At 67.2% G+C, this 17,445-nt stretch carries 12 protein-coding genes; all 12 read right to left on the bottom strand.

Annotation, left to right across the window (positions count from 1 at the left end):
• Nucleotides 1-186: 186 nt before the first annotated feature.
• On the bottom strand, nt 187-948 hold the full coding sequence (locus J7J50_RS21270) for a YdcF family protein (RefSeq protein WP_215061162.1): 762 nt from the start codon (nt 946-948) through the stop codon (nt 187-189).
• A gap of 2 nt (nt 949-950) precedes the next feature.
• Nucleotides 951-2,210: a glycosyltransferase family 4 protein gene (locus J7J50_RS21265; RefSeq protein WP_215061160.1), complete on the bottom strand. Its 1,260-nt coding sequence runs from the start codon at nt 2,208-2,210 to the stop codon at nt 951-953.
• Between the two features lie 6 nt (nt 2,211-2,216).
• Nucleotides 2,217-3,863 (bottom strand): heparinase II/III family protein, encoded by a 1,647-nt coding sequence (locus J7J50_RS21260; RefSeq protein WP_215061158.1) that lies wholly within the window; start codon nt 3,861-3,863, stop codon nt 2,217-2,219.
• Nucleotides 3,864-3,903: 40 nt separating this feature from the next.
• Nucleotides 3,904-6,051 carry a bi-domain-containing oxidoreductase gene (locus J7J50_RS21255; protein ID WP_215061157.1) on the bottom strand — a complete coding sequence of 716 codons (2,148 nt, stop codon included), beginning with the start codon at nt 6,049-6,051 and terminating at the stop codon, nt 3,904-3,906.
• Nucleotides 6,052-6,134: 83 nt separating this feature from the next.
• Complete coding sequence (locus J7J50_RS21250) at nt 6,135-7,232, bottom strand: hypothetical protein (RefSeq protein WP_215061155.1); 1,098 nt, start codon at nt 7,230-7,232, stop codon at nt 6,135-6,137.
• Nucleotides 7,229-8,560, bottom strand: a complete 1,332-nt coding sequence (locus tag J7J50_RS21245; RefSeq protein ID WP_215061153.1) for an oligosaccharide repeat unit polymerase — start codon at nt 8,558-8,560, stop codon at nt 7,229-7,231. The genes J7J50_RS21250 and J7J50_RS21245 overlap by 4 nt, the downstream gene beginning before the upstream one ends.
• A gap of 12 nt (nt 8,561-8,572) precedes the next feature.
• A complete protein-coding gene (locus J7J50_RS21240; RefSeq protein WP_215061151.1) occupies nt 8,573-9,106 on the bottom strand; it encodes an acyltransferase in 534 nt (177 codons plus the stop codon).
• 9 nt (nt 9,107-9,115) lie between these two features.
• Nucleotides 9,116-9,637 (bottom strand): acyltransferase, encoded by a 522-nt coding sequence (locus J7J50_RS25175; RefSeq protein WP_215061149.1) that lies wholly within the window; start codon nt 9,635-9,637, stop codon nt 9,116-9,118.
• On the bottom strand, nt 9,634-10,926 hold the full coding sequence (locus J7J50_RS21230; RefSeq protein WP_215061147.1) for an oligosaccharide flippase family protein: 1,293 nt from the start codon (nt 10,924-10,926) through the stop codon (nt 9,634-9,636). Before J7J50_RS21230 ends, J7J50_RS25175 begins: the two co-directional genes overlap by 4 nt.
• 31 nt (nt 10,927-10,957) lie before the next feature.
• A complete protein-coding gene (gene wecC, locus J7J50_RS21225) occupies nt 10,958-12,214 on the bottom strand; it encodes a UDP-N-acetyl-D-mannosamine dehydrogenase (RefSeq protein ID WP_215061139.1) in 1,257 nt (418 codons plus the stop codon).
• A gap of 109 nt (nt 12,215-12,323) precedes the next feature.
• A complete protein-coding gene (gene wecB, locus J7J50_RS25315) occupies nt 12,324-14,681 on the bottom strand; it encodes a UDP-N-acetylglucosamine 2-epimerase (non-hydrolyzing) (protein WP_215061137.1) in 2,358 nt (785 codons plus the stop codon).
• A 519-nt stretch (nt 14,682-15,200) separates the two neighbouring features.
• Complete coding sequence (locus J7J50_RS21215) at nt 15,201-17,429, bottom strand: polysaccharide biosynthesis tyrosine autokinase (protein ID WP_215061135.1); 2,229 nt, start codon at nt 17,427-17,429, stop codon at nt 15,201-15,203.
• Between the last annotated feature and the right edge of the window lie 16 nt (nt 17,430-17,445).

The raw sequence follows: 17,445 nt of genomic DNA, 5'->3' as shown, positions 1-17,445 counted from the left end.
GCTGGCGCGCGGGACCGATGTGGATAAGCCGCGCAATCTGGCCAAGGCGGTTACGGTCGAGTAAGCGCGGTGCGGTCGGTTTCGCGAATCGCCTTCGGTGTTCGCTAAACCCTTCGATAAGAAAACGGCGCCTTTCGGGGCGCCGTTTTCGTTGCGGGTGCGTCTTCGCCCGATTCGCGCGGCGACTCAGACCACCATCGCCACCAGCAGCCCCGCGTACTCGCGCAGCCCGCGCGCGCTGTAGCGCAAGGCGCGCATCGACGGTTGCCAGGGCGTGGCCGCGCTCAGCAGCGGCGGCGCTTCGGCCGGCGCCAGCGGCAGCGCCGGCAGGCGTTGATGATTGAACCAGCGCAGCGCGCGCGGCATGTGCATCGCCGAGGTCACCAGGATCACCCGCTGCCAACCGCGTTCGCGCCCGATGCGCGCGGCGTGTTCGGCGTTCTGGCGGGTGTCGCTACTACTGTCGTCCTGGATCATCGCCGTCTCGGGCACGCCGAGTTTGTTCAAGGCTTCGGCCATGAGCCGCGCTTCGCTGATGCCGCGGCTGGTACCGTTGGGGGCACCGCTGAGCAGGATCGTCGGTGCGCGCTGGGCATGCCATGCGCGCGCGGCGGCGGCGACGCGGTTGTCGGCCAACTCCGGCGACTGCGCGTCGCCGCTGTCGAAACGGTCGAGGCGGCCGATATCGCCGCCGAGCACGACGATGGCGTCGGCCGTCGGCATGCCTTCGGCGGATTGGCCCAGGTAAGCGCGTTGCAGCGAATCGCGCAGGGCGTCGGCCGCGGCCGGCATCGACCACAGCAGCGACCACACCGCGCCGGCCAGGAACAACGTGACGCCGCTGCGGCGCCAGCGGGCCAGCCAGGCCACCACCGCGAACCCGGCCGCGAGCAGCGACAGATGCAAGGGTTCGATCATCCAACCCAGCGCGGCGGCGACAGCGTCCATCGTTACGAGCCTTTCGAAGTCGGCAACATGCCGCGGGTGTCGTCGTCGAGCAGGCGCAGCAGCGCGTCGCTCATCAGTCCGGCCTGGCGATCGCGCGAATACGCCGGCGCGGCGGCGACGCTGGCCGCGCGCAGGCGCTGCATGCGTTCGGGATCGCCGGCCAATTGCGCGATCGCATCGGCCATGGCCTGCGCATTCTCCGGCGCGACGCACAGCCCGCAGCCGGTGCTTTCGACGATGCGCGTGGCTTCGCCGCGCGGCAGCGACATCAACGCCGGAATGCCCATGCCCATGCCTTCGAACAGCTTGGACGGAATCACGCCGCCGAACACCGGGTTGTCGCGCAGCGGAATCAGCGAAATGTCGCACAGCCCCCACAGCTTGGGCATCATCTCCTTGGGCTGGCGCGGAATCATGCGCACGTTCGCCAGTTGCCGCTCGGCCACCAGTTGCTCGACCCGCGCGCGCTCGGCGCCGCTGCCGGCGAAGAAGAACACGATGCGCGGATCGTGGCGGAGTTTTTCCGCGGCATCGACCACCGTTTCCAGCCCGTGCGCCATGCCGTGGGTGCCCAGGTAGCCGACCACGAAGCGCCCGTCCAGATCGTATTGCTGCGCCATCGCCGCATCGCGCGCGTACGGCACGTAGCGCTGCAGGTCCACGCCGTTGAGCACGACGTGGATCTTGCCGGCGTCGATGCCGCGATGGATCAGCTCCTCGCGGAACGACTGCGTGACCGGGATGATGGCGTCGGCGCTGCGGTACAGGAACATCTCCAGCCGTTCCAGCACGCGGATCGCCAGGCTGCGCTTCATCGCCCCGACCGCGGTGATCGAGGCCGGCCACAGGTCGCGCAGTTCGAACACGAACGGCCGGCGCTTGAGCCGCGCCAGCATCCAGCCGCCGAGCGCGCAGAAGAATTGCGGCGAGGTCGCCACCACCACGTCGTGGCGGCGCTCGAACAGGCCGGCGACGGTGGACGCGGCCATGAAGCTCAGATAATCCAGGGTGCGCTTGACGAAACCTTCGTTGGCGGTGATGTAGGTCTTGACCCGCACCACGCGGATGCCGTCGATGGTTTCCACACTGCGCCAATCGTTGCGGTAACCGTCGAACAACTTGCCTTCGGGGAAGTTCGGCGCGCAGGTGATCACGGTCACCTCGTGCCCGGCGCGCACCCAGCGCACCGCGTGCTCATAGGTGCGCGTGGCCGGTGCGTTGCCCTCGGGCGGGAAATTGTCCGAAAGAAAAAGAATGCGCATGAGAGTTCAACAATCCCAGAGGAACAAGGCGACCGCGTTGCCGACGGCCGGGTCCAGCGTCGCCTCGATGACCCGGCAGGCGCGGCCGAGGCCGAATTCGGGGTGATACGTGCTGGCCGCGGTGCGTTCGGTCGCAGGCTCCATGCGCCAGCGCAGGCCGAAGTTCGCATCCAGGTGCAGGGCGTGATCTTCGATGCGGATGTCCGGATGCACGCGGTAACGCGCGACGGCGCGGTCGAACCCGCCATCGATGCGATCCTCGATGCGCAGCGCGCCGGGTTGCAGCACCCAGCGGCGATGGTGCACCGGGCGGCCCTTCAGACGCCGATAGCCGTCGTGTGACGCGGCGAGCCAGGCGCCTTCGCCGAAGTGGCCGTGTTCGACCGCCGACGCGCGCGCACGGCGGGCGACGCGGAAGCTGCTCCACACCTCGGAGGAATTCTGGCCGTCGATCTCGATGGTGTTGTGCGCGGACGTGCCGCGCTGCCACAGCCGCTCGGCGCCGATGTCGTAGCGCGAGGTGCCGGCGTTGACCAGCACCCGGCGTCCGCGCAGCGACAGCTCGAAACTCAGGGTGTCGGCATGGGCGTGGCCAGGCAGATAATCCGGGCCGATGTCGCCGACGTCGGCGATCAACACCGCGTCGCCGCATTGCAGGCGCGCGTAACCCGAATCCGGCAGCAGCTGCAGGGCTTCGTCGGACGGCGCCGGCGCTTCGATGCCGAGCGCGAGCGCGTAGGCGGACAGCTGCGCGAGATTCGCCGCGATGCCGAGCGCGGCGTCGTTGAAGAAGGCGATGCCGCCGTCGGGATGGGTCATCACGCTCAGCCAGCGCAGCATCGCGGCGGCCTTGTCGCGCCACAGCGCCACGTCGGTGTGCGGCACGGCTTCGGGGAACAGGCGCGCGAGCTGAACCATGTCGAGCAGGTCTTCGAGCAGGATCGCGTGGTACATCGGGCTGCGTTCGAAGTGGCCGCCGTCGGCGAGGATCTGCTCGTCGATCTCGCGGCGCAGTCCGTGCAAGCCTTCCGCGCGCCAGCGCTCGGCTTCGGCGCCCTGGAAGAACGCGCCGGCGAACAGTAGCGCCTTGTAGTTGGCCCACAGGTGATTGCCGAGCAGATGGCGTTCGAGCCGGCGGCGCAGGAAACGCACCTGCGTGGCCAGACTGTTCAGCGCCGAGCGCTCGCGGGCGGCATCGCCGAAAGCCTGTCCGGCGCAGCGCCATTTGATCCAGTTGACGATGCGCAGCGACAGGCAGTACGGCTCCCAGCCGTTGCCGCCGGCCGGCGGATTGTCGGCGATCCAGCGCGCGATCAGCTCGCGGTGCCAATGGCTGCGCGACGGCGCGCCGTCGGCGTTGAGGTCGTCGAAGTAGTGCAGGTTGTACAGCCACAGCTTGGGCAGCGTGGTGCTGTTCCAGTCGTTGCCGGCCAGCTCGCGCTCGTCGTTCAAGAAGCGGAAGCGGTTCGCGCCCAGCATCGAGGGTTTGCGCGCGCAGGCCGCCCAGCGCACGTCGGTGGCGGCCGGCGCCGGCGCCGGCGCGTGCTCGATGCGCGGCCGGTGCAGCCGATGCCAGGCGCGGCCGTAGATCTGCACCGGGCGCAGATAACGCACGGTGTGCCACATGCGCGGCAATCGCGAAGCGATGCTCATGCGGCGCACCTGCAAGCGGGCGTGAGAACGTTCATGCGATTCAGACCGACGCATCCAGTTCGATGGTGACCCGCGCCACCTCGAAGATTTCTTCCGGCGGGATCGGCGGCGGCGACTTGCCTTGCACCGCCTGCATGAAGGCCGCGGCGCAGGCGGCCTGGCCCTTGTCCTGGCTCCACAGATTCATTTTGCTGAAACCCGGCCAGCCGTAACCGCGCAGCTTGCGGAAGTTGTCCAGCGCCAGCACGCGGCCGGCGGTGAACACTTCCAGGCGTTCCTTCGGGAAGCTCTTATGGCCGTTGGCGAGGTAATGCACGGTGCCGAAGGAACCGTCGGCGAAACTCAGGGTGAAGCTGACCCGGTCGCTGCGGATGCCGCTGGCGTCGCCGACCGCGGTGAGTTGATGGCTGACGATCGGCGAGCCGGCGAGGAAGCGCAGCAGATCGACGAAGTGGCAGGCCTCGCCGATCAGGCGGCCGCCGCCGAGTTGCGGGTCCTGGGTCCAGTGATCGGCCGGAATCGCGCCGGCGTTGACCGTCATCACGAACGATTTGGGTTCGCGCACGCCGGCCAGCAGTTGGTGCATCTTCTTCACCTGCGGGGCGAAGCGGCGGTTGAAGCCGACCATCAGCACCGGCGGGGTGCCGTAGACCGATTGCTCGCCGTGCGCCTTCTCGATGGTCTGCAGTTCTTCCAAGGTCAGGCACAGCGGCTTTTCGACGAACACGTGCTTGCCGCGGCGCAAGGACTTGAAGGTCAGCTCGGCGTGGCTGCCGTGCTGGGTCGCGATCACCACCGAGCCGACGCTGGCGTCGCGCAGCAGCGCGTCGGTGTCGGTGCTGGCGTTGCGGAAACCGTACTTCTTGCCGAAGTGGACGCTGCCGACGCCGTTGTTGGTCACTACCGTGTGCAGCTTGGCGCCGGACTTGACGAAGGCCGGGATCAGCACGCGGCCGGCGTAGTTGCCGGCGCCGATGAAGGCCACGCCGGCGCCGTCGGTATCGCCGGCGACTTCGCGCACCGCCGGCTTGGCCGGCAGCGGCACCTTGCGCCGGATCAGGTCGTCGGGCATTTCTTCGCCGCGGCGATAGTCGAGCATGATGCCCAGTGAAGGTTCGCCGCCGCCGAGCACGCCGTAGGCCTGTTCGGCATCGGCGATGCCGTAGCGATGGCTGACCAGCGCGCTGGCGTCGACCGCGCGGCTGGCCATCATGTCCAGCACCGCTTCGAAGTTGCGTTGCTCGGTCCAGCGCACGAAGGCGACCGGATAATCGTTGCCGCGTTCTTCGTAGGAGGCGTCGTACCGGCCCGGGCCGTACGAGCACGACACCTGGAACGACAGTTCTTTTTCGTAGAAATCCGCGCGCGACAGTTCCAGGCCGGTGACGCCGACCAGGACGATGCGGCCGCGCTTGCGGCACATGTGCGCGGCCTGCGAGACCGGCTCGTTGCTCTTGGTCGAGGCGGTGATCAGCACCGCATCGACGCCGCGTCCGCGCGAGAACGTCTGCGCGGCGGCGAGCGGGTCCTCGCCCTTGGACAGATCGACGGTCTGCGCGCCGTAGCTGCGCGCCAGCGCGAGCTTGGCCGGATCGAAGTCGATGCCGAGCACGCGGCAGCCGTGCGCGCGCAGCAGTTGCACGGTGATCAGGCCGATCAGGCCCAGGCCGGTGACCACCACGGTTTCGCCGAGGGTGGGCTGGACCAGACGGATGCCCTGCAGCGCGATCGCGCTGAGCACGGTGAACGCGGCGGACTCGTCGTCCACTTCGTCCGGAATCTTCGCGCACAGATTGACCGGCACCGCGACCACTTCGGCGTGCTTGCCGTTGGAGGCGACGCGATCGCCTAGCTCGAACCCGGTCACGCCCGGGCCGATGCCGATCACCGTGCCGACGTTGCAATAGCCCAGCGCCAGCGGTTGATCGAGCTTGCTGCGCACCGCGTCGAGCGTCGGCGCCAGACCGTCGGTGCGGATCTTCTCCAGCACCATGCGCACCTTGTCCGGTTGCTGGCGCGCCTTCTGCAGCATGTTGGCCTTGCCGAACTCGACCAGCATGCGCTCGGTGCCGGCCGAAACCAGGGTGACGTGGCTGCGGATCAGCAGATGCCCGCGGCGCAGCGCGGGAGCGGGGACGTCGGCGACTTCAGTGCTGCCGTCGCGCAGGTTTTGCAGGACTTGTTGCATGGCGGTTCCGATGCGTTGAATGCGGGGGAGGGGAGCTCAGGCACGGAGCGCGGAGCGTGTTGCGGTGTGATGGGTTGCGAGGTTCATGGCGGCAGCTGCGCGCATTCGGCGACCACGCGCGCCATCGCCGTGTCCCAGGCCTCGTAGCGAAGTTGCCGCAGGCCCTCGCGGCGCTGATCCAGCAGTGAGCGGTCGGCGTCGATGCGCAGCAGGTCTTGCGCCAGTCGCGCGCCGTCGCCGTACTCGACCATAAAGCAGGCATGGGCCTGTTCGAACGGGGCGGAGGTGGACAGGCCGGGATTGGTGAAGAACGGAATTTCCAGCGCGGCGCAGTCGAACCATTTGTTCGGCTCGGCCAGGCGGTTGATCTCCAGCGCCGGATCGTAGAACGCCAGCACCACGTCGGCGCTGAGCAGCATCGCCAGCGCGTCTTCGTTGCTGACGATGCCGCGGTAGTTCGAACCCATCTGCTGGGCCAGACTCTGCGCGTCCTCGCCGAGCAGGCGCCCGGCGCCGACGAATTCGATGCGGCCGGCGGTGGCTTCCATCGCTTCGCGCATCATCCGCGCGCCGCGCTCGGGCGAGATCAGGCCGCTGACGAGCACCCGCAGGCGGCCGTCGCGATACGGCCGCGCCGCCGCCATCTGGCGAGCGCGGGTGATCACGTCGCTGTGCGGCGTGTTGCGCACGATCCGCACGTTGTCGCCGTCGTTGCCGTCGGCGCGCGAGGCGCCCGGGACCACGTGCAGCGAAGCTTTGCGGCCGATGAAGCGTTCGATCGCCTCGATCGCGCGCTTGACCGGCGCCGGCCAGGCGTAGCTCTTGGACAGCTTGTCGCGATCCAGGAACACGAACCGGCAGCGCCGCAGCGAGGCGACGATGGCGCACGGCAGCGCCGCGTCCAGGCGCGAGCAGAAGTACACACCGGCGCGCGGCTGGAAGAACACGCGCACGGTCAGCCACGCCATCCACAGCGCGTAGCCCAGCGCGTTGACCGCGCCGCCGCCCCACGAGCCGAAGCTCAGCAGCACCTTGACCTTGGGCAGGTCGGCGTTTTGCTTGTCGCGGCTCCAGATCCAGAATTCGTACGGAATGCGCGCGCTGTCGAGCACCTTCGACAACTTGCTCAGGTACGGATTCTTCAGATAGGGATTGCCTTGTCCCAGGATGATCGCGTTCATGCCATGGCTCCGCGCATGCGGATGGGGCGGTTGCCGACCCAGGTGACGGCGTACAGCAACAGCAGGGTGATGAAATAACGGCTCCAGCCGCCGAGCAGTTCCATGTAGAGAAATCCGGAAGAGAACATGAAGATCGAGAAGCTGTAGATCACCACGCCGACCGGCGTGACCACGCGCCGGCGCGCATAGACCTTGCGGATGCCGGCCAGGCAGGCGCCGTTGACCGCGCCGAACGCGATCAGTCCCAACAGGCCGAAGTTCATGTAGCCCTCGGTCGGCAGGCCGGTGGTGTAGGAGGTGAGTTTTTCGCCTTCCAGGGTGTAGCTGCCCGGATAGATCATGTTGCGCAGCGCCGGGCCGCCGCCGAAGGGCTTGTCCGGCCACAGCGCGCGCGGGATCGGATTGACCGCGGCGGCGAACACGGTCTCGCCGTAGACGAAGTCCCAGCGCGAATCGTTCTGCGCAAGCCAGGTCAGGTTCTCGGCATTGCCGAAGGCGCCATTGAGGCCGTACACCAGCAACTGCACCGGGCCTTCGCTGGTGAGGCTGGAGCTGTCGGCGCTGTCGAGCGTGGTGCGCACCTTGGCCCAGGCCGAAAGGCCCAGGGCGATGATCAGCAGCAGCGGCAGCAGCATCAGCGCGCGGCCGATTTCGCCGCGGTAGATCGACAGCGAGGCCAGCAGCAGGATCGCGATCAGGATGAAGACGAAGTTGCGGTTGCCCATCGCCACGAACGCCACCGCCACCACCAGCACCACGCCGCCGATCGGCAGCAATCGCCAGCGCGCCAGCGGCGGGCCGTCGGTGCGGCGCGAGGCGAGGTAGTTGGTGACCAGGATCGCGCAGTAGCAGATCGCCGCGAACGCCAGCACCACCGCCGGGCCCATGCCGCGGCGGATCATGATGCGGTCCTTCATGTAGTCGGCCAGGTCGTAGCTGGCCACCGTGCGCGCCAGGTAGATCACCGCGCACATCGCCGGAATCCCGACCAGCACCAGCACGCGGCGGCGCTCGCGCCGGGTCAGGCTGCGCACCTGCGGCAGCACCGGCCGGCTCAGGCCGCCGGCGGAGGCATAACCGGCGATGCCGGACAGACAGAACACCAGCGAGAACATCAGCGCCGCCAGTTTGGCGTCGAAGGAGTAGTAGAACGGGTAGGTCTGGACCTGATGCAAATCCTTCAGCCACGGAATGAAGCCGTAGATGAAGGCGACGGTGAGGATGAAGACCAGGATCGGGTTGACGAACAAGCGGTCGAGCCGGCCGCCGATGCGCGTGAACGCCAGCATCACCAGGCCGATGAAGAACACGAAGTAGAGGATCGCCATGCCGTCGTCCTCCTAGCCCGCGCCGTCGATGTCGCGACGGAAGATCTCGCGCGCGGGATTGCCGGCGTACACGGCGAAATCCGGCACGTCCTCGGCCAGCACCGCGCCGGCGCCGACGATGGCGCCGCGGCCGATGCGCTTCACCCGCGGCAGCACGATGGCGCCGGCGCCGACCCAGGCGAAGTCCTCGATCCGCAGCGGCGAGAACTCGATCGGATTGCGATGCCAGTCGGCATGGCCGCTGCGCACGACGTGGTTGTGCGTGAAGATCTTCGCGCTTTCGGAAATGGCGACGTGATCGCCGACCTGTACTCCGCCGGAGTAGTCGATGTAGGCATCGGCGCCCAGCTCGACGCCGCGACCGAAGGCGATCGCGGCGTGCTCGCTGCGGTGCGCGGCGACCACCATCACCCGGTCCGACACGCTCATGCGTTCGGCGCGGAAATGCCAGCGGTACACGCGCGTGCGCAGCCCGCGCAGGCCGGGCAGGCCGAACGCCGACAAAGTGCGCGCGAACACGTAGCAGGTCTTGGACAGGGCGGACATGCCGGCGCCTCAGCCCGCGCGCAGCCGGTCGGGATACAGCTTGCCGACGTAGTCGCTGACCGAGCCGACCACCTGGCCGGGACTGCCGACGACGATGCTCAGCGGCGGAATCTTGCCGCGCACGACGCTGCCGGCGCCGATGATGCAGCCCGCGCCGATGTCGCAGCCGGGCATGATGATCGAGCCGGTGCCGACGAAGCTGTAGCGGCCGATCGACACCGGCTTGACGCGGATTTCCGGCGGATCGAAATACAGCCCGAGTTCCTTCGCGACGGTGTTGATCGCCGCGTCGTGGGTCAGGATGCGCACGTTGCTGGAAATCGTGCAGCCCTCGCCGAGGGTGATCAGCGAGTAGTCGGTGCCGTCGAACCAGATCTTGGCCGACAGATAGTTGGGCAGGCCGTCGATGCGCGCGCCCTCCGACTTCAGGTACCAGGTGTACAGACGCGTGACCAGGCCCGGCTTGATCAGCCAGCCGATGCGAATCGCACCCAGGACCACGGTTTTCTTCAACAGGCGGGCGACGCTCATGAATTGCTCCGGGCCAGCGCCTTCCAGCGCAGCTCGTTTCGGTTGAACAGGGCGAAAGTCAGTAGCTGCATCAGCGAGGCGAGGAAGTACGCGAACGCCAGGCCGGTCGCGCCGCCGCGCAGATGCAGGGCGACCGCGGCGGTGGCCAGCAGGACCACGCAGAACACCGCGTTGCCGGCGAGCAGGATCGACGGGCGGCCGTCGGCGGTGGCCTTGCGCATCAGGATCGTGGTCGGCGCGGTCGCCACCACCGAGGCCAGCAGCCACTGCAGCGGTTCCACCGAGCCGGCATAGGCTGGCGCCAGCGCGCGGATCAACGGCGGCGCCGCCAGCGCGGCCAGCACGGCGATGCCGCCGGTGATCGCCAGCAGCAGCGCCATTGAATGACGCAGCACCGTCGAGGCTCCGTGGCGATCGCCCTGAGCCAGCGCCGAGGACAGCATCGGCAGCGCGGCATTGGCGACCACGCCGATGCCGAACAGCAGGATCGAGCGGGCCTGATTGCCGAGGGCGAAATGGCCCAGGTCGGTGGCGCCGTCGGCGGTGTGCGAGAGCATCACCATCACCAGCCACATCGCCGGCACGGTCAGCAATCCGGCCAGCGACGAGGGCAGGCCGAGCCGCCACAGCACCGACCAGTCCGCGCGCGTGGTCGCGCGCAGCGACAACCTCAGGCCGTGTTCGCGGCGGTAGCGGCGCAGGCTGCGCTCCTGGCCGACGGCGATCACCATCTGCGAGGCGATGTAGCCGTACATCGCCCAATGCAGATCGCGCTGAAACGCCGCCAGCACCATGATCGCGAAGGCGATCGGCGCGCTGAGCAGGTTGGCCCAGGCCTGTTCCTTGACCCGGCCCACGGCCAGGGCGACGCCGTTCTGGATCGCGGTGAGAAAGCCCGCCAGCACCAGCAGGCTGGAGCTGGCGTACACCGGCGTGAGCGCGGGGTCGTGGCCGACGTAGCGCGCCACCAGCGGCGACAGCGCCACGATCGCCACCGCGAACACCAGCGAGATCAGCAACGCCGAGCCGTACGACACCGACCACGCCACCGCCATGCGCTCGCGCGAACCCTGCAGGGCTTCGGCGACGATCTTGGTCGCCATCTGCCCCAGGCTGAGCGCGCAGAACGTGGTGAACAACAGCGCCGTGGTCTGGATCAGGGTGAACTGGCCGAACGCCCGCGGCCCCAGCAAACCGGCGACCAGCAGCACGCCGGCGAAGATCGCCCCGCGCGAGGCCATGGCGCTCACGGCCGAGAGACTGGCGGTGGTGATCAGTCGTCGGATCATGGCGCCGGCGTTCCGTCCGAGCCCAAGCGGCTCAGACCCAGATGCCCTTGGTATCGACCAGGCGCAGGTGCGTCGGCGCGGCCTGCTCCCGGAACGGCTTGTGATCGACCAGCAGCAGGCCGATGTCGGCCTGCGCGCTCGCGGTGGGGAAATCCACCAGGATCAGGTTCGGCGACTTGAGCTTCTCCGGCAACGCATCGATATGCGGCTCGACCGCGAGTACCTTGCCCGGGTGGCGCGCGGCCAGTTCGATGGCGATGTCGAGCGCGGGGCTTTCGCGCAGGTCGTCGATGTCGGGCTTGAACGACAGGCCGAACACGGCGATGGTCAGGTCCTTGTCCTGCTTGCCGTCGGCCTTGGCTTCGGCGATGGCGGCATCGACCTTGTCCATCACCCAGCGCGGCTTGCTGTTGTTGACCTCGCGCGCGGTGCGGATCAGTCGCGCCTGCTCCGGCGCGCTATCGACGATGAACCACGGGTCCACCGCGATGCAGTGGCCGCCGACGCCGGGGCCCGGCTGCAGGATGTTGACGCGCGGATGGCGGTTGGCCAGCTGCACCAGATCCCACACGTTGATGCCGAGCTTGTCGCAGATGATCGACAGCTCGTTGGCGAAGGCGATGTTGACGTCGCGGAACGCGTTCTCGGTCAGCTTGCACATCTCGGCGGTGCGCGCGTTGGTGACGATGCACTCGCCGCGCACGAAGCTCTTGTACAGCTCGCAGGCGCGCGCCGAGCAGCGCGGGGTCATGCCGCCGATGACGCGGTCGTTCTCGATCAGCTCGCGCATCACATGGCCCGGCAGCACGCGCTCGGGGCAGTGGGCGACGTTGACGTCGGCGTCTTCGCCGGCGTCCTGCGGAAAGCTCAGGTCCGAACGCGCCTCCGACAGCCACTGCGCCAGCTGTTCGGTCGCGCCGACCGGCGAGGTGGATTCCAGCACCACCAGATCGCCCTTGCGCAGCACCGGCGCCAGCGCCTTGGCCGCCGCTTCGATGTAGCGCAGGTCCGGCTCATGGTCGTTCTTGAACGGCGTGGGCACCGCGATCAGGTAGGCGTCGGCCGATTCGGGCTGGATCGAGGCGCGCAGGAAACCGCCCGAGACCGCCGCGCGCACCGCCACGTCGAGATCCGGCTCGACGATGTGGATCTCGCCGCGGTTGATCGTATCGACGATATTCCGGTTCACGTCGATGCCGATGACCTGCTTGCGCACGGCGGCGAAAGCGGCGGCGGTGGGGAGGCCGATGTAACCCAGGCCGATGACCGAGACGGTGTCGAAACTCATAAAGACTCCAGTGATCCTCCGTGCGGGGAGGGTGTTGCGCTCAAGGGTGTGGGGTGAACGCGCTACGCCCGCACCCCGAAGGGCGCGGGCGTGGCGGCGACGCGAAAACTCAAGCGGCGAGCAGCGAGTCTTCGCGATTGAAACTGGCCAGGGCCTCGACGATGCGCTGACAGGCCAGGCCGTCGCCGTAAGGGTTGTGGGCGAAACTCATCGCCTCGTATGCGGCGCGGTTGTTGAGCAGTTCGCTGATGCCGTCGGCGATCAGCTGGCGATCGGTGCCGACCAGCTTGACCGTGCCGGCGGCGACCGCTTCGGGCCGCTCGGTGGTGTCGCGCATCACCAGCACCGGCTTGCCCAGCGACGGCGCTTCTTCCTGGATGCCGCCCGAATCGGTGAGGATGATGTAGGCCTTGTTCATCAGGTAGACGAAGGGCAGGTAATCCAGCGGCTCGATCAGATGGACGTTGGTGATGCCGGTGAGCAGGCGGTTGACCGGCTCGCGCACCTGCGGATTGAGGTGCATCGGATAGACGATATCGACATCCGGATGCCGCAGCGCGCTGTCGCGCAAGGCGTGGCAGATGCGCTCGAAGCCGCCGCCGAAGCTTTCGCGGCGATGGCCGGTGACCAGCACGATGCGCCGCTGCGGGTCGAGGAAACTGAATTGCGAGGCGACTTCGTTGCGCAGCGCCGGCGTGCGGTCGATGCGCACCAGCACTTCCTTGAGCGCGTCGATCACGGTGTTGCCGGTGACGGCGATGCGCTCGGTCGGAATGCCTTCGTCGAGCAGGTTCTGGCTCGACAGCGTGGTCGGCGCGAAATGCATCGCCGCCAGCGCGCCGGTGAGCTTGCGGTTGGCCTCTTCCGGCCACGGCGAGTACAGGTTGCCGGTGCGCAGGCCGGCTTCGACGTGCGCCACCGGAATCTGCTGGTAGTACGCGGCCAGCGTGGTCGCCATGGTGGTCGAGGTATCGCCGTGCACCAGCACCACGTCGGGCTTGAGCTCGGACAGCACCTGCTTCATGCCGGTCAGGATCGCGGTGGTGACGTCGGTGAGGTCCTGCTTGGGCTTCATGATGTTGAGATCGAAGTCCGGCTGCAGGTCGAACAGGTTCAGCACCTGGTCCAGCATCTGCCGGTGCTGGCCGGTCACGCACACGCGCGCGTCGAAGCGCGGGTCCTGCGCCAGCATCTTCGCCAGCGGCGCCATCTTGATCGCCTCCGGGCGGGTGCCGAACACGCACAGGGTCTTGATCGCGCGCGAAGGCTGCGACAGCGCCACGTTGGCCGGCGTGGACAGCGGATGCGAGGCGAATTCGCCGGCGAGGTTGTTGCGCGCATAGGCGGTGGCCGGCGTCGGCGTGGTCTTCAGCGGCACCGAGCCTTCCGGCGCGAACGCCAGTTCCGGCGTGTCCGGTCCTTCCGGCATGCCGCGCAGGCGCTTGAGCTTGTCGCCGTGGGCCAGCGCGAGGGAATAGACGGCCATGGCGAAGAAGAACGCGAGCAGGCCGCCCACGACCGGCAGATCGCGCAGCGCGTAACCCACCGCGGTGAGCGCGCAGGCGATGCCGACGATGGTCATCAGCGCGCCCTTGGGCGAACGCTGGTGGTCGAGCAGGATGTAGTGCAGATGCTGTCGGTCGGGCTTGAACGGCGACAGGCCCTTGCTGACCCGGCGGTACATGACGGTGAGCGTCTCGAACACCGGCAGGGCGATGCACCACAGCGCTTCGGCCGCATCGATACGCGCCGCGCCGCGCTGGCTCAGGTAGATCAGGCTCCACGCGGTCAGGTAACCGATCAGCATGCTGCCGGCGTCGCCCATGAAGATCTTGCGCTCGTTCATGCCGCCCAGGTTGACGAACAGGTACGGAACCAGCGCGACGAACAACAGCAGCATCAAGGGCAGCGCGCCCTTGGACAACACGCCGCCGTTGTCGAACAGGAAGATCGCGCCGATGCCGACCATCGCCATGCTGCCGGCGAGGCCGTCGATGCCGTCGAGCATGTTGAAGGCGTTGATCAGGCCGACCACCGCGATCACCGTGACCGGAACGCCGATCCAGCCCAGGCGGATCGCGCCGGTGCCGAACAGATTGCCCAGGTCGTTGAGGTACACGCCGCTGCCGGAGATCATCAGGCCGACCGCGATGGTCTGGATCAGCAGCCGCGCGCGCACGCTGAGGTCTTTTGCGTCGTCGATCGCGCCGGTGACCACAATCAGGCTGGAGGTGGCGATCAGGCAGACCGCGAAGCGATCGGCCAGGCCCAGGTAGAAGGCGCCGGCGAGCAGGCCGAGAAAGAAGCTGATCCCGCCGATGACGGGAATGTGGCCCTTATGCTGTTTGCGCGCGTTAGGCCGGTCGATCAGACCGAGCCGCCCGGCGACCGGGTACATCGCGTACATCGCGATGCTGGTGACCACGAACGTCAGGGCGCACGCGATGACGAACTGTTCTTTCATCATGACCGTTGTATCCAAGGAAAGTCTTCGGTAGACCCATCCGACGACCGCCCCCTTCGGTCAATCCTGTTTTCTTGCTTCGCGATCGCCGCGCGCCGTTGTTGCGATGTGTCGGCGGCGCGCGATCACGATGAATCGATAGATCTGCTTCGGTGTCGATGCACGATTCGTTGTTCGCCCGCGCCGGCTTGGACGCGTTTGCATCCTGGCCGGCAGCGGGCGGAACTGTGCCACTGTTCAGTTGCTAAATACTGTGCGCTAGTAGTTCGTTTGTTTGTGCTCGTTACGGAAGCGTGCTGGTCGTTCACATGCGACACATATAAGAATTTCTTACGTCAAAATGATCATTGCGGTACATCGCATCGTAATGGCGACGGGCAACACGCCGCTTCAGGAATCACCCATTCTCACTGCATTTTCCGCCGTTTCGCGCGGTTTCGCGTTCGCGAACATGAGCGGGAACAAAACGGCAAGCAATCAGTGCAATGGTTGCGGTTGAAATCGTAATGTTCGCCTGCGACGTCACTTCTCCGGCGTCGCCCTGTACTCGTAGCCGTATGCGTAGTTGGTGTCGTGACGGCGTTCGACGGCGTTGAATACCGCGCCCTTGAGGTCGATGCCGTTCTGTTCGAAACGCTGAATCGCCATCGCCAGCTCCTTGGGCGGATTCAGGCCGAAGCGCACCACCATGATGCTGGTCGCGGTATGACGGCCGATGATCGCCGCGTCGGTGACCGCGAGGATCGGCGGCGTATCGATGATGACCAGGTCGTATTGCTGCGAAGCCATTTTCAGCAGCACGCCCAGGTTCGGACGCATCAGCAGCTCGGACGGATTGGGCGGCGCTTCGCCGCGCGGAATGAAGTCCAGGCCGGGGATGGCGGTGGCGCGGGTGGCGGTCTTCACGTCGATGCGGCCGATCAGCAAATCCGACAGGCCGTTGTGCGGGTCCTGGCCCAGCACCTTGTGCAATGTGCTGCGGCGCAGGTCGCCGTCGATCAGCAGCACGCGCTGTCCGCCCTGCGCGATCACCGCGGCCAGGTTGGTGGACACGAAGGTCTTGCCGGCGCCGGGGCTGGCGCCGCACACCATCAGGATGTTGTTGTTCGCCTCCATCCGGGCGAAGTGCAGCGCGGTGCGCAGGCTGCGCATGGCCTCGATCGCCAGATCGTTGGGCGCGTCGAGCGCGAGCAGATGCGGCTTGTCCAGGCGCGTGCCGTTGCTCTGCAGCTTGCGGCCGAGCTTCTGGTGGCCGCGCTGGAAATCGCTCATCGGAATCGAAGCGTAGATCGGCAGGCCGAGCTGCTCGATCTCCTTCACGTCTTCGACGCCGCGGCTGAGCATCTGGCGCAGGAACACCCAGGCCACCGCCAGGAAGCCGGCGACGAAGGTGCCGATCATCACGATCAGCAGGCGCTTGGGCTTGACCGGCTGGCTGATGTCCACCACCGACTTGTCGACGATGCGGGCGTTGCCGACCGTGCCGGCGCGGGCGATATCCAGCTGCTGCGCCTGATTGAGCAGGTTGGTGTAGGTGAGCGTGGTGACTTGCACTTCGCGGGTCAGGCCCAGCAGTTCCTGCTGGGTCTGCGGCAGCACGCTGATGCGGTCGTTGATCTGCTGCTTGCGCGATTCCAGTTCGCCCAACTGCGACATCAAGGCCTTGTAGGCCGGATGTTGCGGGGTGAAGCGGCGGCTGACTTCGGCCTGCTGCATCTTCAACTGCGAGATGCTCGTGTCCAGCGCCACGATCTGATCGAGCAGCGATTGCGCGTCCAGGGTGATATCGACCGTGTGCGCCTGCTCCTGGTACTTGGCCAGCGCTTGCTCGGCCTTTTCCAGATCGCGCCGCGTCTTCGGCAATTGCCCGTTGACGAACTTCAGGCTGTTGGCGGCTTCGGCGGAATTGCGTTCGACGTTCTGCCTGGTGTACTGGCGGGTGATCGCATCGAGCGTCTGCGCGGCCAGGTCCGGATCGCCGAGTTGGTAGCTCAGCTGCAGGATGCCGGAGTCCTTCGCTTTTTCCGTGGCGATCAGGTTGTTCTGCAGCGCGGTGATGATGGCCAGGCGCGAGAGCTGAGTGATCTCGAAGCGCATGCCCGGATTGGCGGCCATGTCCTTGACCTGCAGGCTGACGCCGCCGCCGGTGGCGGTTTCGCCGACCTTGCCGCTGAGCAACTGGGTGTCGTCTTCGTCGTACAGGCGGTACGCGCCGGCCTCGCCGACGACCAGGGTCAGCGGCGTGGCGACCAGTTCGTCGGTGACGCTGAGCTGCGCCACGTGCAGGCTTTCGCCGCCCCAGCCGTAGCTGTTGAGGCCGAGCCACGGCGAAGCCACGTCGCCCGGGCGGGTCGGCTGATAGCGGCGCGCCATCAGCCCGCCGATCAGCACGAAGCGGACCGGTTCGATCTGCACGTCCAGCTTGAGGTCCTGCACCGCCTTGCCGACCACCGAGCGCGAAGTCAGCAGCGCGATTTCGGTTACCGCCTGCGGCGCCGAATCGGTCAGCGCCTGGGTGACCGCGGTCAGGCCGGGCAGGGTCGGCGCATTGGACTCCACCTGCACCATCGCATTGGCCTGGTACACCGGCGAGGCGATCAGCGCATAAGCGACGGCGAGCACGAAGCCGATCGAGGTGACGCCGACGATCAGCCATTTGTGGTCGAGCAACGTACCCAGCAGCGCGGCCAGGTCTATCTCATCGTTGCTTCTGTCCTGGTACGGACCGGGCGTCGTGGGGGCTGCCGACATGGGGGAAAGAACCTGA

Origin of the sequence: Lysobacter sp. ISL-50, assembly GCF_018612875.1 — a bacterium.
Taxonomy (GTDB): domain Bacteria; phylum Pseudomonadota; class Gammaproteobacteria; order Xanthomonadales; family Xanthomonadaceae; genus Lysobacter.
The sequence above is the reverse complement of the archived record's forward strand: the minus strand, read 5'-3'. Positions and strand labels throughout refer to the sequence as shown.